Raw genomic sequence first — 13,685 nt, forward strand, 5'->3', positions numbered from 1 at the left:
TAGGGCTGAAGACGAGCCATTTGCTCGTCCGTCAGCCAAAACAAATTACTCATCAGTCAGGCTCCTGCACACCCGTCTGAATCATAGTCGTCAATTCAAATCAATGGGTCCTGACCCTAGGTAGCGACAATTTATAATCAGAAAAGGATCAAGCTATAGCTAGTTCTATAGTTGATTTTGGGGATCTCCTAAAATCCCTTTATCTGATCTAGACCCATTCAAGGTAGTCTCGACAAATGCCGCACCGACGGCACCACGCCGAATGACATGCCGCCTAAGGCGAGAGACCGGTCAGGATTATCGCTTCTCTTGGAGGTCAATTTGCGCGCCGGTAACAGGTTTTGTTACACACATAGTGCCAACTACGCATCTTGAATGAGGGTGTAGAATTTTAATGAAATAAAATTAGAAACTTAGCGCACTATGAGTGGCTAGTTTTTGGTGCGGTCGAGAAGACTCGAACTTCCACGGGTTGCCCCACAGCGACCTCAACGCTGCGCGTCTACCAATTCCGCCACGACCGCATCGTGGTAGGTGCCGGTTTGTGCCGGCGCCGCAGCATGTAGCAAAAGCGATGACGCCGCACAAGCGCCTGTGACAGATTTTTTTCATTTATTCCGCAATGCCTGATCCGCCGGTCTCGCAATGGCTCTGGCGCGGGCTGGCGAAGCTTGCCGCAAAGGCCTAAATCTGCGAAGAAACGGCCAAAAAGGACCATTTCATGCAAAGACAGGATCTCGAGATTGCCATGCGGGCGGAAGAAGGCTCCGCCGCTGTGCGCTGGTGGATAACCGATAATCCGGTCTCTTATCCGCAAGCTCTGGCCGTGATGGAGCGGGAAGTCGACAGAATCGCCCGTGGCGAAGCTGACGAACTGGTCTGGCTGGTCGAGCATCCACCGCTCTACACGGCTGGCACCAGTGCCAATGCCGGTGATCTTCTGGCCCCGGGCCGATTTCCCGTCTATGAGACCGGCCGCGGCGGTGAATATACCTATCACGGCCCCGGACAGCGCGTTGCCTATCTCATGCTTGATCTGAAACGCAGGCGCCGCGATGTCCGCGCTTTCGTTTCGGCGATCGAAGAGGTGATCATCCGCACACTTGGCAGCATGAATGTGCGTGGCGAGCGACGCGAGGACAGGGTTGGTGTCTGGGTGCGTCGGCCCGAAAAGCCGCTGCTGCCGGATGGCCAGGTCTGCGAAGACAAGATTGCCGCAATCGGCATAAGGCTGCGTCACTGGGTCAGCTTTCATGGGCTTTCCATCAATGTCGAGCCGGAACTGGAGCACTTCAGCGGCATCGTCCCCTGCGGAATTTCCGGCTATGGTGTCACCAGCCTTGTCGATCTGGGCCTGCCGGTGACCATGGGTGATGTCGATATTGCCCTCAGGGCCGCATTTGAAGAGGTTTTCGGCCCGACAATACGATGTCCCGACACCGGTCCGGCCGAGGCCTGACCGGACCCGCATAACGCGTTCTCTTCTTGCTGTTGCAATCTTTCTGTAGTCTTATGGAAAAGCCTAGATTGCGGGAGGAGACCCATATGGACGGGCAATTCATCTGGTATGAACTCATGACCTCCGACACGGCGGCGGCGGGCGATTTCTACTGCAAGGTCATCGGCTGGCAGCTGCGCGACAGCGGCATTCCCGGCATGGACTACATGCAGTTTGCCGTTGACGGATTCGAGATGCCGATTGGCGGATTGATGGCCTTGTCCCCGGACATGGTTTCGCCCGGCGTGCCGCCGAACTGGAGCGGCTATGTCTATGCTTCCGATGTCGACGCGAAGGCGTCCGCGTTCGAAACGGCAGGCGGCAAGATTCTCATTCCACCGACCGATATCCCGAAAACCGGTCGATTCGCGGTTCTGGCTGATCCGTTCGGCGCTGTGATCAATCTTTTCTGCCCGGTGCCCATGGAGGGGCCGATGCCGGAAGGGCCGAAACCGCCCTCACCCGGTACCTTCGCCTGGCACGAGCTCTATACGGACGATCCCGATGCAGCGATGGCCTTTTACGCCGAAATGTTCGGCTGGCAGGCCGATGCGCCTTTCGATATGGGGGAGATGGGCAAATATCTGCTGTTTTCAGCCGGTGGCAGGCAGATCGGCGGGATCATGCGAAAATGGCCGGCCATGCCCATGTCCTTCTGGAACTACTATGTCGTCGTCGATGCAATTGATGCCGCGGTTTTACGTGTCACAGACAATGGCGGCACGATCGTCAACGGTCCGCATGAGGTGCCGGGCGGCAGTTTCATCGTGCAATGCAACGATCCGCAGGGCGGATTGTTTTCGCTCACCGCATCAAAGCGATAGGCCTCGCGCCCCAGAATAACGTGATCGTGTCGATTTCCCGGCCTTGATTGTCGCTGCGGGGCTTGCTGCATGCTTCACCTCCGTGGCAAATGTCCCGAGAGGAAACACTTACCTATTGTGAAGGAGAGGTCCACCATGGACGTTCGCGCCGCTGTAGCCGTAGAAGCCGGCAAGCCCCTCGAAGTCATGACCGTTCAGCTGGAAGGCCCTCGGGCCGGTGAAGTGCTGATCGAGGTCAAGGCGACCGGCATCTGCCACACGGACGATTTCACGCTTTCAGGTGCGGATCCGGAAGGCATCTTCCCGGCAATTCTTGGCCATGAAGGCGCGGGCGTTGTCGTTGATGTCGGTCCCGGCGTGACTTCGGTGAAGAAGGGCGACCATGTCATTCCGCTCTATACGCCGGAATGCCGCGAATGCCCCTCCTGCCTGTCACGCAAGACCAATCTCTGCACGGCCATCCGCTCGACCCAGGGCCAGGGCCTGATGCCGGACGGCACGTCGCGCTTCTCGCTCGATGGCAAGCCGCTGTTTCACTATATGGGATGCTCGACCTTTGCGAACTACACGGTCCTGCCTGAAATCGCAGTTGCCAAGATCAATCCCGACGCACCGTTTGACAAGGTCTGTTATATCGGCTGCGGCGTGACCACCGGCGTTGGCGCCGTCATCAACACCGCCAAGGTGGAGGTCGGCTCCACGGCGATTGTCTTCGGTCTTGGCGGCATCGGCCTCAATGTCCTTCAGGGCCTTCGGCTCGCCGGCGCTGACATGATCATCGGCGTGGACCTCAACAATGACAAGAAGGCCTGGGGCGAGCGTTTCGGCATGACGCATTTCGTCAATCCGAAGGAAATCGGCAAGGATCTTGTGCCCTATCTGATCGATCTGACGAAGCGTGGTGCCGATACGATCGGCGGTGCGGATTACACCTTCGATTGCACCGGCAATACCACGGTCATGCGTCAGGCGCTCGAATCGTCCCATCGCGGCTGGGGCAAATCGGTCGTTATCGGTGTTGCTGGTGCCGGTCAGGAAATTTCCACCCGCCCCTTCCAGCTGGTGACCGGCCGTAGCTGGATGGGAACCGCTTTCGGTGGCGCACGCGGGCGCACCGATGTCCCGAAAATCGTCGATTGGTACATGGACGGCAAGATCGAGATCGACCCGATGATTACCCATCTTCTGAAGCTTGAGGATATCAACAAGGGCTTCGACATGATGCATAGCGGCGAGAGCATCCGTTCGGTCGTGGTGTACTGAGGCCTTCATGACCACGATCTATGTCGATGCCGATGCCTGTCCGGTGAAGGACGAAGTGATGCGGGTGGCCGAGCGCAACGGGCTGCCGGTCATTCTCGTCGCCAATTCCGGACTTCGGCCATCGCGTGATCCCATGGTCCGCAACGTCATCGTCGGCGCCTCTTTTGACGCCGCCGATGACTGGATCGCCGAACGTGCCGGTACCGGCGATATCGTCGTGACTGCCGATGTGCCGCTGGCGGAGCGCTGCGTTCACGCCGGTGCGCTGGTGACCGGGCCGACCGGCCGTATCTTCGATGCCGCCAATATCGGCATGGCCCGCGCGATGCGTGATCTCGGGCAGCACTTGCGCGAGACGGGCGAGAGCAAAGGCTATAATGCCGCCTTCTCGGCGCGCGACCGGTCGCAGTTTCTTCAGACGCTTCACCGCTTGTGCGGTCAGGCGAAAAGCCTGCCCAAGGGCATGGCGTGACGTAAAGGAGTTTTCATGAAAATCCTGTCCGAGAGCACCGCCTTTGGCGGCATGCAGGGTGTCTTCGCCCATGATTCGGAGGTCTGCGGCTGCGAGATGACCTTTGCCGCCTTTATTCCACCGCAGGCGATCAAGGGGCCGCGTCCGGTTCTGTGGTATCTGTCCGGCCTGACCTGCACCCATGCCAATGTGATGGAAAAGGGCGAATATCGCCGCCTTGCTGCCGAGCACGGACTGATCGTCATCTGCCCGGATACCAGCCCGCGCGGCACGGATGTCCCCGATGAACTGACCAACTGGCAGATGGGCAAGGGTGCCGGCTTCTATCTCGATGCCACCGAGAAGCCCTGGTCCGAAAACTATCGGATGTACAGCTACATCACCGAAGAACTGCCGGCGCTTGTTGCATCAAGCTTCCGCGCGGATATGGATAAGCAGGGCATTTTCGGTCATTCCATGGGCGGACATGGCGCGATGACGATTGCGCTGAAGAACCCGGAGCGTTTCAAAAGCTGCTCCGCCTTCGCCCCGATCGTCTCGCCGTCGACCTCTGACTGGTCGATACCGGCACTGACGAAATATCTCGGCCCCGATCAGGCTCAGTGGCGCAGCTATGACGCCTGTGCGCTGGTGGAAGATGGTGCGCGTTTTCCCGATTTCCTGATCGATCAGGGCAAGGCCGATGGCTTCCTCGAAAACGGCCTCAAGCCGTGGATGTTCGAGGATGCAATCAAGGGCACGGAAATTGCGCTGACGCTGCGCATGCACGAGCGCTACGATCACTCATATTATTTCATCTCGACCTTCATGGATGATCATATCCGCTGGCATGCCGACCGCCTGCTCTGACGATCTGCTTGGCGCCAGACAAAAGGCGACGCGGAAATCGCGTCGCCGTCCTTGAAATCTCAGTTTTCGCGAAACTCTGTCAGGGCTGCATGGCTTTCAGCACCGTATGGGCTGCCACCATGTCGGTATAGCGCAGTTCCCGCCGCTGGTCGGCTTCCGCGTCGTGGCCCCAGTGTTCGATCGTCCAGTCCTCTTCCAGATGGGCAAGCTCCCAGGCCTGCTCCAGACTGATCTGTTCGCGCGCCACCGCCAGCGCCAGAATTGCCGATCCGGTCAACGTGGTCATCACATGCAGTGCGGCAAGCGCAAACGGATCTTCATGCCGCTGAAGTTCACGCTTGAATATATCAATGCTTTCAGCGGGTTGCTGCACAAACATCACGCTCTTTGTGACTTTGAACGTGGCGGAAAAATCACGCGCCATCCATCCCAGCAGCGGATCCCAGCGATCCTGCTGGCGCTGAACCAGTTCGGCCGGGCTTGAAGCACGATAAAACAGCAGATCGTTTCCGCAATAAGAGACGATCTCGCCGAGAACCGCAGCGGCATTGTCACTGATACCATCAAGCGTGGTATTGGCCAGTCTGGTCAACGGCATGGATGCCGGATCGATCACATCAACCTGGTCTTTCCATTCCTGGCAGATGAGTTCCGCCAGAACAGTATTGGGCAGCTTGAGCGCCTGGCCGGCCGGCGTCTTGACGCCGCGCCCATCCAGTTGAATGGAAAAGTGACCGTCATCGGCCGGAACAAAGCTGACGTCGCTGTAGAAACGCCGCGGCAATTCGGAGCGCATCAGCTCCTGAGAGCGCCGAATCGGATCGATTGCGGCCAGTTCCTTTTCGAATTGCTCAGTGTTCAAGTCGTCTCGCATGATCTTCTCCGATCAGCTGCTTCAAGATGTCATTCGGCGATGCCAGTATCCGCTCGGCGCCTGCGGACATCAGTGCATCGGTTTCACCGTAACCCCAGCTCACGCCGAGTGCCCGCGCGCCAGCTGCCCTCGCCATCTGCATGTCGAAGACGGCATCGCCGATGACGACCGTTTCGGCCGGATCGATCCCGGCGTCCGAACAGCATTCCAGAACCATCGCCGGATGGGGCTTGGACGGGCAGTCATCAGCCGTGCGCGTTACTAGAAATCTGGCGGACCAATTGTGAACTTCAAGCATGTGATTGAGGCCACGGCGTGATTTTCCGGTGACCGCGCCAAGGACAATGTCGTTTTCGCCGAATAATCGTTCCATGACATCGGCTATGCCATCGAACAGGCTTTCCTGCATCGAGGGATCCGCTCTGACGTCAGAAAACAACGAGCGGTAATGCGCCATCATGGCGCGTGCCTCTTCGTCAATCGCCGGCTTTTCAAGCAGGCCCGCAATTGCCACATCCAGCGTCAGGCCAACTGTCGAGCGCGTCGCCGCGATATCCGGGGCCTGATAACCGAAGTCCACGAAGGTGCGCCTCATCGTTTCATGAATAATGATAAGGCTGTCAACCAACGTGCCGTCACAGTCAAAAAGAACCAGTTTCATTCCCGTCCTGTCGTTGCAGGGGCTGAATTGTCCTGCATATCAACTGCTTGCAATATACCACAACATAAAAGAATGGCGAAGTAAAATTACTAGATATAGTTGAGGATGTCCGCCGGGTGACCGACCGTCATATCTGCTCCGGCTGTCTTCAGGGCATCGATCGTTCCGTACCCCCAGGCAACGCCGATGGCATCGGCGCCCGCAGCCTTGGCCATCTGCATATCGAAGACAGCATCACCGATGACAAGCGTCTGTGCCGGGCTGAAATCGAGTTCTGCGCAGCATTCCAGAACCATGGCCGGATTGGGCTTGGAGGGGCAGTCATCGGCCGTGCGGGAGACGCGGAAATGTTCGGAGAAACCGTAGAGGCTCAGTATGTGATTGAGCCCGCGCCGGGAATTGCCGGTCACGGCGCCGATGATCACGTCATCGCGTTGCGCCAATGCGCCGACAAGCTCTGAAATGCCTGGGAAAAGCTGTTCGGTCATGGCCGGGTCGGCATGAACTTCGGCAAAGAGCGACTTGAAATGCAGCCGCATCGCCATCGCCTCGTCGTCCACGCTCGTGCGTCCGAGCAGCCGCGCAAAGCTGACATCCAGCGACAGACCGACGACCGACTTGACATCATCAAGGCTCGGCGCGGGATGGTTGAAGGCAAGGAATGTACGGCGAAAGGTTTCATGGATCCGCTTGACACTATCGACAAGCGTTCCGTCACAATCAAATAATACGAGCTTCATTCTAGTCCTTGTCGAGATCATCCCGGTTGGCATCGAAGCCGAGCAGGTTCCAGCTCTGCACCATATGCGGCGGCAAGGGTGCGGTGATGCGCAGCCGGCCGCCATCGGGATGGGGTATGTCGATATGGCGGGCATGCAGGTGGAGACGCTTCTGCATGCCGCCGGGGAAATCCCAGTTGGGATCATCGTCGAAATATTTCGGGTCGCCAATGATCGGGTGACCGATGTGGAGCGCATGAACGCGCAACTGGTGTGTGCGTCCGGTGTAGGGCTCCATTTCCAGCCAGGCCAGGCGGTTTGCCGCCGTCTCGACCACCCGGTAATAGGATACGGCGTGGTCGGCGCCATCATCGCCATGTCTGGCGATGCGCATGCGGTCGCCATCCGGCGTCTGCTCCTTGGCAAGCCAGGTGGAGATCTTGTCTTCGCTTTTCCGTGGCACGCCCTTCACCAGCGACCAGTAGGTCTTCTTGGTGGTCCGTGCGCGGAAGGCTTCGGTGAGCTTCTGGGCAGCACCTCTGGTGCGCGCAATCACCAGGACACCCGAGGTGTCCCGGTCAAGGCGGTGGACCAGGCGCGGCTTCTCGCCCTTCTTGCTGGTCCAGGCTTCCAGCATCTTGTCGATGTGGCGCACCACGCCCGACCCGCCCTGCACCGCAAGGCCGGCCGGTTTGTTGAGCACGAAAAGCCGGTCATCTTCATGCAGCAGCATGCGGGCCAGAAGCTCCGCATCGGGCGAATGTTTCAGTGCCTTGGAGGCAATCGGTCCGCTGGCCTTGTGATCGATGCCCATCGGCGGCACGCGCACCATCTGCCCCGGCTGTATGCGGGTATCCGTCTTGACCCGGCCGCCATCGACGCGAACCTGTCCGGACCTGAGGAGTTTTTGCAGCGCACCAAAACCAAGGCCGGGATAGTGGATCTTGAACCAGCGGTCGAGGCGCATGCCTGCCTCGTCGTGGTCAACCTTGATATGTTCGATACCCGCCATTGGAATTGTCGTCCTTCAGAAACACGGCCACTGCGGGCTCCATTCACAATGGTGACCCGAGTCATGAATGACATGCTCTATCGCATATTCGCATTCATTGAAACGGGGCCTCAGAAGGCGGCGCGTCCGATCATCAGCCCGGCAAAGGCAGCGACAAGGCCGAGAGCCACGCTGGCAGCAACGTAGAGCGCGGCCGTAGCATAGTCGCCGCGTTCAACCATGGTCATCGTATCGAGCGAAAAGGACGAAAAGGTGGTGAAGCCGCCAAGCACGCCGGTGACGAGGAAGACACGCATATCCGCTGACTGGTTGAGCAGCCGCGCGACAACCTCGACCAGAAGGCCGATCATCAGCGAGCCAACAATATTGACGATAAAGGTTCCCCAGGGAAAGTTGGGTCCGGCCAGCCGAATGGCGGCGATACCAACGAAGTACCGTCCAGCCGCACCAATCCCCCCGCCAAGCGCCGCAAGAACGGCATGCGCAAATGTCTGAGACAATTCTGTTTCCTGAATGTCGTTCCAATTTTCCTGCAACATTCGCATGCCGCCGCGCACACGGCAAGAGGCGCGTGCGGTTCGCAGCGCGCCGGCCTGCCCTTCCCGGTTTGCCCGGCTGTGGGAAACAGGCACGCAGCGACGCGAATTTCGCATCTATGGGGCATGAGGCTCTTGCAAATCTTTCCATCTGGCTGATAATCGGCTGCAACATCGTGTTGGGAGAATCCGCGGGAATTTTCGCGGTGCCGAAGGAGCAACTGCCCCGGAAACTCTCAGGCCAAAGGACCATCGCGGTGGCTAGACTCTGGAGACAAGGCGGGAAACCGCTGGCCGAAGGGATAATATTCTCAGGCGAACAGGACAGAGGGGGCTCATTCGCGCGGCACGTCTTCAATCGTTGCCCAACCCCATGAGCCAGCGCCTGACCCGCGCTATCCGGAGGCATTTTTGACCACGCCAGATATTCTCAAACAAACGCCGCTTCATGCGCTGCATCTTCAGCTGGGCGCGCGCATGGTTCCCTTTGCCGGCTATGACATGCCAGTGCAATATCCAGCCGGCGTGCTGAAGGAACACCTTCATACCCGTGAAAAAGCTGGGCTTTTCGATGTCTCGCATATGGGGCAGGTTCACGTGCGGCCGATCTCGGGCAATCTCGGCGATGCTGCCATCGCGCTTGAGCGCCTGGTGCCCGTTGATGTTGCGGGACTCAAATCCGGCCGGCAGCGCTATGCCTTCTTCACCAATGAAGCGGGCGGCATTCTTGACGATCTGATGATCGCCAATCGCGGTGACTATTTCTATGTCGTCGTCAATGCGGCCTGCAAGCACGCCGATCTCGCTTATATGAAGGCGGCTCTGTCCGACCTCTGCACCGTTGAGGACCATTTCGACGACCGTGCGCTGATCGCCCTTCAGGGGCCGCGCGCCGAGGCTGTGCTGATGGGCGTGTTCGATGGCGCTGCGGCGATGAAATTCATGGATGTCCGCGATGCCTCCATTTTCGGCGCGGACTGCATCATCTCGCGTTCAGGCTATTCCGGCGAGGATGGATTTGAAATCTCGATGCCAGCGGAAAAGGCGGACGAAATCGCCCGTGCGCTTCTGGCGCATGAGGACTGCGCGCCCGTAGGCCTTGGCGCCCGCGATTCCCTGCGCCTGGAAGCCGGTCTCTGCCTCTATGGCAATGATATTGACACCACCACGACGCCGGTTGAGGCGGCTCTGGAATGGGCGATGCAGAAGGTGCGCCGGAATGGCGGTGATCGCGAGGGTGGTTATCCCGGCGCTTCCGTCATCCTGCCACAGCTTGCATCGGGCGCATCGCGCCGCCGGGTCGGGCTGAAGGCCGAAGGCCGTGCGCCGATCCGACCGCCGGCGAAGCTCTTTGCCGATGATCAGGGTGCCCGTGAGATTGGCCATGTGACCTCCGGCGGCTTCGGCCCCTCGGTCGGCGCACCGGTTGCCATGGGCTATGTGGAAACGGCCCTCGCCGTCTCCGGAACCCTTCTCTATGCCGAGGTGCGCGGCAAATACCTGCCTGTCACCGTCACCGATACACCCTTCGTCACCGCCACCTACAAGCGCTGAACCGCGCCTCTTTTAGCGAGATCTGAGCAATGACCATCAAATTTACCGAAGAACATGAATGGCTGAAGATTGACGGCGACGTCGCAACGGTTGGCATTACCGCCCATGCCGCCGAAGCGCTGGGTGACCTTGTTTTCGTCGAACTGCCGGATGTCGGTGCCAGCTTCGACAAGAATGACGACGCGGCAACGGTGGAATCCGTCAAGGCTGCTTCGGATGTCTTCTGCCCGCTTTCCGGCGAGATCATCGCAATCAACGAAGCGATCGTCGAGAACCCGGCACTCGTCAACGAGGCGCCGATGGGCGAAGGCTGGTTCTTCAAGCTGAAGCTTGCCGACGTCGCCGATGCCGATGGCCTGATGGACGAAGCCGCCTATATGGAGTTCATCGCCTGATGACGACGCCTTCCGATTTCAAATTCACCGATTATCAGCCCTATGACTTTGCCAATCGGCGTCATATCGGCCCCTCGCCCGCTGAAATGGCCGAGATGCTGAAGGTGATCGGTTATGACAGCCTTGATGCCATGATTGACGACACGGTTCCCGCCGCAATCCGACAGCGTGAACCGTTGGCTTTCGGCCCCGCCATGAGCGAGCGCGAGGCGCTCGACAAGCTGCGCGAGACCGCTGACAAGAACAAGGTGCTGGCCACCATGATCGGTCAGGGCTATTACGGCACGATCACGCCGCCGGTGATCCAGCGCAATATTCTGGAAAACCCCGCCTGGTACACAGCCTATACGCCCTATCAGCCGGAGATCAGTCAGGGTCGGCTTGAAGCATTGCTCAATTTCCAGACCATGATGTCGGAACTGACCGGCCTCGATATTGCCAATGCCTCGCTTCTGGACGAGGCAACGGCGGCGGCTGAGGCCATGGCCATGGCAAAACGCGTTGCCAAATCGAAGGCCAATGCCTTCTTCGTTGACGCAGGCTGCCACCCGCAGACCATTGCCGTGATCGAAACCCGTGCCGAACCGCTCGGCTGGGAGGTGATCATTGGTGATCCCCTCACCGATCTGAAGCCCGAGGCCGTGTTCGGTGCGATCTTCCAGTATCCCGGCACCTATGGCCACGTGCATGATTTCACGAGCCTGATTGCCGGCCTGCACGAGGCCAAGGCGATCGCCATCATGGCCGCTGATCCGCTGGCACTGACGCTGTTGAAATCACCGGGCGAAATGGATGCCGATATTGCCATCGGCTCGACCCAGCGCTTCGGCGTGCCGCTTGGATTTGGTGGACCGCATGCCGCCTATATGGCGGTCAAGGATGCCTATAAGCGCTCCATGCCGGGCCGCCTCGTCGGCGTTTCCGTCGATGCGCGCGGCAACCGCGCCTACCGTCTGGCGCTGCAGACCCGTGAACAGCATATCCGCCGTGAAAAGGCGACGTCGAATATCTGCACCGCCCAGGTGCTGCTCGCCGTCATGGCTTCGATGTATGGCGTATTCCACGGACCGGATGGCCTGAAGGCCATCGCCCAGCAGATCCATCGCAAGGGTGTGCTGCTGGCCAAGGGGCTGGAAGCGCTCGGCTTTGTCGTCGAGCCGGGGAATTTCTTCGACACGATGACGATCGAGGTCGGTGCGTTCCAGGCGCTGATCATGAAGAATGCCGTCGACAATGGCGTCAACCTGCGCAAGGTCGGCGAAACGAAAATCGGCATCTCGGTCAACGAACGCACCCGTCCGGCGCATGTTGAGGCCGTCTGGGCCGCCTTTGGCGGCAATTTCGCCATTGCCGAGTTCGAAGCCGACTATCGTCTTCCGAAAGATCTCCTGCGAACAAGTGCTTACATGACGCATCCGATCTTTCACATGAACCGCGCCGAGAGCGAAATGACGCGCTATATGCGTCGCCTCGCCGACCGCGATCTGGCGCTGGACCGGGCCATGATCCCGCTTGGCTCCTGCACGATGAAGCTGAATGCAACGGTGGAGATGCTGCCGATCACCTGGCCGGAATTTTCCGACATGCATCCTTTCGCGCCGGAAAATCAGACGATGGGCTATCGTGAGATGATCGCCGATCTTTCAGACAAGCTCTGTGCGATCACGGGCTATGATGCTTTTTCGATGCAGCCGAATTCCGGTGCGCAGGGCGAATATGCCGGGCTTATGACCATTCGCCGTTACCACAAGGCAAACGGTGAGGATCATCGCGATGTCTGCCTGATTCCGACATCGGCACATGGCACCAATCCGGCCTCGGCCCAGATGGCCGGCATGAAGGTCGTACCCGTCAATTCACGCGACAATGGCGATATTGATCTCGATGACTTCGCCGCCAAGGCCGCCCAATATGCAGACAATCTTGCTGCCTGCATGATCACCTACCCCTCGACCCATGGCGTGTTTGAGGAAACGGTGAAGTCGGTCTGTGAAATCACGCATCAGTTTGGCGGCCAGGTCTATCTCGACGGCGCCAATATGAACGCGATGGTCGGCCTGGCGCGGCCTGGCGATATCGGCTCCGATGTCAGCCATCTGAACCTGCACAAGACATTCTGCATCCCGCATGGCGGCGGCGGTCCCGGCATGGGGCCGATCGGCGTCAAGGCGCATCTCGCACCGCACCTGCCCGGCAATCCGGCACTTGATGCTCTGGGGGGCGCTGTCTCTGCCGCAGCCTTCGGCTCGCCCTCGATCTTGCCGATTTCATGGTCCTACTGCCTGATGATGGGTGGCGAAGGCCTGACGCAGGCAACCAAGGTGGCGATCCTGAACGCCAATTATATCGCTGCCCGGCTCAAGGGAGCCTATGAGGTGCTCTACAAGTCCGAGAAAGGCCGGGTTGCGCATGAATGCATCATCGACACCCGCCCGCTGAAGGACAGCGCTGATGTCAGCGTCGATGACATCGCCAAACGCCTGATCGATTGCGGCTTTCACGCACCGACCATGAGCTTCCCGGTTCCCGGCACGCTCATGGTTGAACCGACGGAGTCGGAGACCAAGGCAGAGCTTGACCGGTTCTGCGATGCCATGCTGTCGATCCGCGCCGAGATTGCCGCGGTTGAGGACGGCAAGGCTGACCGCGCCGATAATCCGCTGAAGAATGCACCGCATACGGTTGAGGATCTGGTCGGCGAGTGGACGCATCCTTATTCGCGCGAGGAAGCCTGCTTCCCGCCGGGCGCCTTCCGGGTCGACAAATACTGGCCGCCGGTCAACCGCGTCGACAATGTCTATGGTGACCGCAACCTTGTCTGTGCATGCCCGCCCATGAGCGACTATGTGGAAGCGGCTGAATAGGCAATGCCAGACTGATTAGCTCGAAAAGCCGGCGGAAACGCCGGCTTTTTCATGATCCGTTCGTGTGACATCGGCGCCATAGGGCCGGATGTCCCTGTTAGCGCGATCAGTGCAAAGAGTCTTATGTTCTCCAGAAATTACTTTTGGAATTCTGATTTCAAATT

General features: G+C 59.0%; 13 protein-coding genes, 1 tRNA gene and 1 riboswitch. Of the genes, 8 read left to right on the forward strand and 6 right to left on the reverse strand.

What is annotated here, in order from left to right; all coding sequences use genetic code 11:
- Positions 1 to 439: 439 nt before the first annotated feature.
- Positions 440 to 524, reverse strand: a tRNA-Leu gene (locus tag HCK86_RS17455).
- A gap of 197 nt (positions 525 to 721) precedes the next feature.
- Here HCK86_RS17455 and lipB point away from each other — a divergent pair.
- From lipB to fghA, 5 genes are all read left to right on the forward strand, one after another.
- Positions 722 to 1,459 carry a lipoyl(octanoyl) transferase LipB gene (gene lipB, locus HCK86_RS17460; RefSeq protein WP_176085771.1) on the forward strand — a complete coding sequence of 246 codons (738 nt, stop codon included), beginning with the start codon at positions 722 to 724 and terminating at the stop codon, positions 1,457 to 1,459.
- 86 nt (positions 1,460 to 1,545) lie between these two features.
- Positions 1,546 to 2,322 carry a VOC family protein gene (locus tag HCK86_RS17465; RefSeq protein WP_176085772.1) on the forward strand — a complete coding sequence of 259 codons (777 nt, stop codon included), beginning with the start codon at positions 1,546 to 1,548 and terminating at the stop codon, positions 2,320 to 2,322.
- Positions 2,323 to 2,457: 135 nt separating this feature from the next.
- Positions 2,458 to 3,585, forward strand: coding sequence for an S-(hydroxymethyl)glutathione dehydrogenase/class III alcohol dehydrogenase (locus HCK86_RS17470; RefSeq protein WP_176085773.1), 1,128 nt, complete (start codon positions 2,458 to 2,460; stop codon positions 3,583 to 3,585).
- Positions 3,586 to 3,592: 7 nt separating this feature from the next.
- A complete protein-coding gene (locus tag HCK86_RS17475; RefSeq protein WP_176085774.1) occupies positions 3,593 to 4,057 on the forward strand; it encodes a YaiI/YqxD family protein in 465 nt (154 codons plus the stop codon).
- A gap of 15 nt (positions 4,058 to 4,072) precedes the next feature.
- Positions 4,073 to 4,906, forward strand: coding sequence for an S-formylglutathione hydrolase (gene fghA / locus HCK86_RS17480; RefSeq protein ID WP_176085775.1), 834 nt, complete (start codon positions 4,073 to 4,075; stop codon positions 4,904 to 4,906).
- Positions 4,907 to 4,985: 79 nt separating this feature from the next.
- Here the strand turns inward: fghA and HCK86_RS17485 are convergent, their stop codons facing one another.
- The 5 genes from HCK86_RS17485 to crcB form a co-directional block, all read right to left on the reverse strand.
- Entirely contained in the window at positions 4,986 to 5,780 is a 795-nt protein-coding gene (locus tag HCK86_RS17485) for an ATP12 family protein (protein ID WP_176085776.1), read from the reverse strand.
- Positions 5,758 to 6,441 (reverse strand): HAD-IA family hydrolase, encoded by a 684-nt coding sequence (locus tag HCK86_RS17490; protein ID WP_176085777.1) that lies wholly within the window; start codon positions 6,439 to 6,441, stop codon positions 5,758 to 5,760. Before HCK86_RS17490 ends, HCK86_RS17485 begins: the two co-directional genes overlap by 23 nt.
- An 89-nt stretch (positions 6,442 to 6,530) precedes the next feature.
- Positions 6,531 to 7,181, reverse strand: a complete 651-nt coding sequence (locus tag HCK86_RS17495) for an HAD-IA family hydrolase (protein ID WP_176085778.1) — start codon at positions 7,179 to 7,181, stop codon at positions 6,531 to 6,533.
- Position 7,182: 1 nt separating this feature from the next.
- Positions 7,183 to 8,172 (reverse strand): RluA family pseudouridine synthase, encoded by a 990-nt coding sequence (locus tag HCK86_RS17500; protein WP_176085779.1) that lies wholly within the window; start codon positions 8,170 to 8,172, stop codon positions 7,183 to 7,185.
- A 110-nt stretch (positions 8,173 to 8,282) separates the two neighbouring features.
- Positions 8,283 to 8,672 carry a fluoride efflux transporter CrcB gene (gene crcB, locus HCK86_RS17505; RefSeq protein ID WP_246739661.1) on the reverse strand — a complete coding sequence of 130 codons (390 nt, stop codon included), beginning with the start codon at positions 8,670 to 8,672 and terminating at the stop codon, positions 8,283 to 8,285.
- A gap of 206 nt (positions 8,673 to 8,878) precedes the next feature.
- Positions 8,879 to 8,970: riboswitch (glycine riboswitch) on the forward strand.
- A 149-nt stretch (positions 8,971 to 9,119) separates the two neighbouring features.
- Between crcB and gcvT the strand changes: the two genes are divergently transcribed.
- From gcvT to gcvP, 3 genes are read left to right on the forward strand one after another with little or no spacing between them, the layout of a single operon-like run.
- Positions 9,120 to 10,262, forward strand: a complete 1,143-nt coding sequence (gene gcvT / locus HCK86_RS17510; RefSeq protein ID WP_176085781.1) for a glycine cleavage system aminomethyltransferase GcvT — start codon at positions 9,120 to 9,122, stop codon at positions 10,260 to 10,262.
- A gap of 29 nt (positions 10,263 to 10,291) precedes the next feature.
- On the forward strand, positions 10,292 to 10,657 hold the full coding sequence (gene gcvH / locus HCK86_RS17515; protein WP_176085782.1) for a glycine cleavage system protein GcvH: 366 nt from the start codon (positions 10,292 to 10,294) through the stop codon (positions 10,655 to 10,657).
- On the forward strand, positions 10,657 to 13,521 hold the full coding sequence (gene gcvP / locus HCK86_RS17520; protein ID WP_176085783.1) for an aminomethyl-transferring glycine dehydrogenase: 2,865 nt from the start codon (positions 10,657 to 10,659) through the stop codon (positions 13,519 to 13,521). Before gcvH ends, gcvP begins: the two co-directional genes overlap by 1 nt.
- The last annotated feature ends 164 nt before the right edge of the window (positions 13,522 to 13,685 follow it).

Origin of the sequence: Martelella sp. HB161492 (assembly GCF_013184775.1) — a bacterium.
Lineage (GTDB): Bacteria > Pseudomonadota > Alphaproteobacteria > Rhizobiales > Rhizobiaceae > Martelella.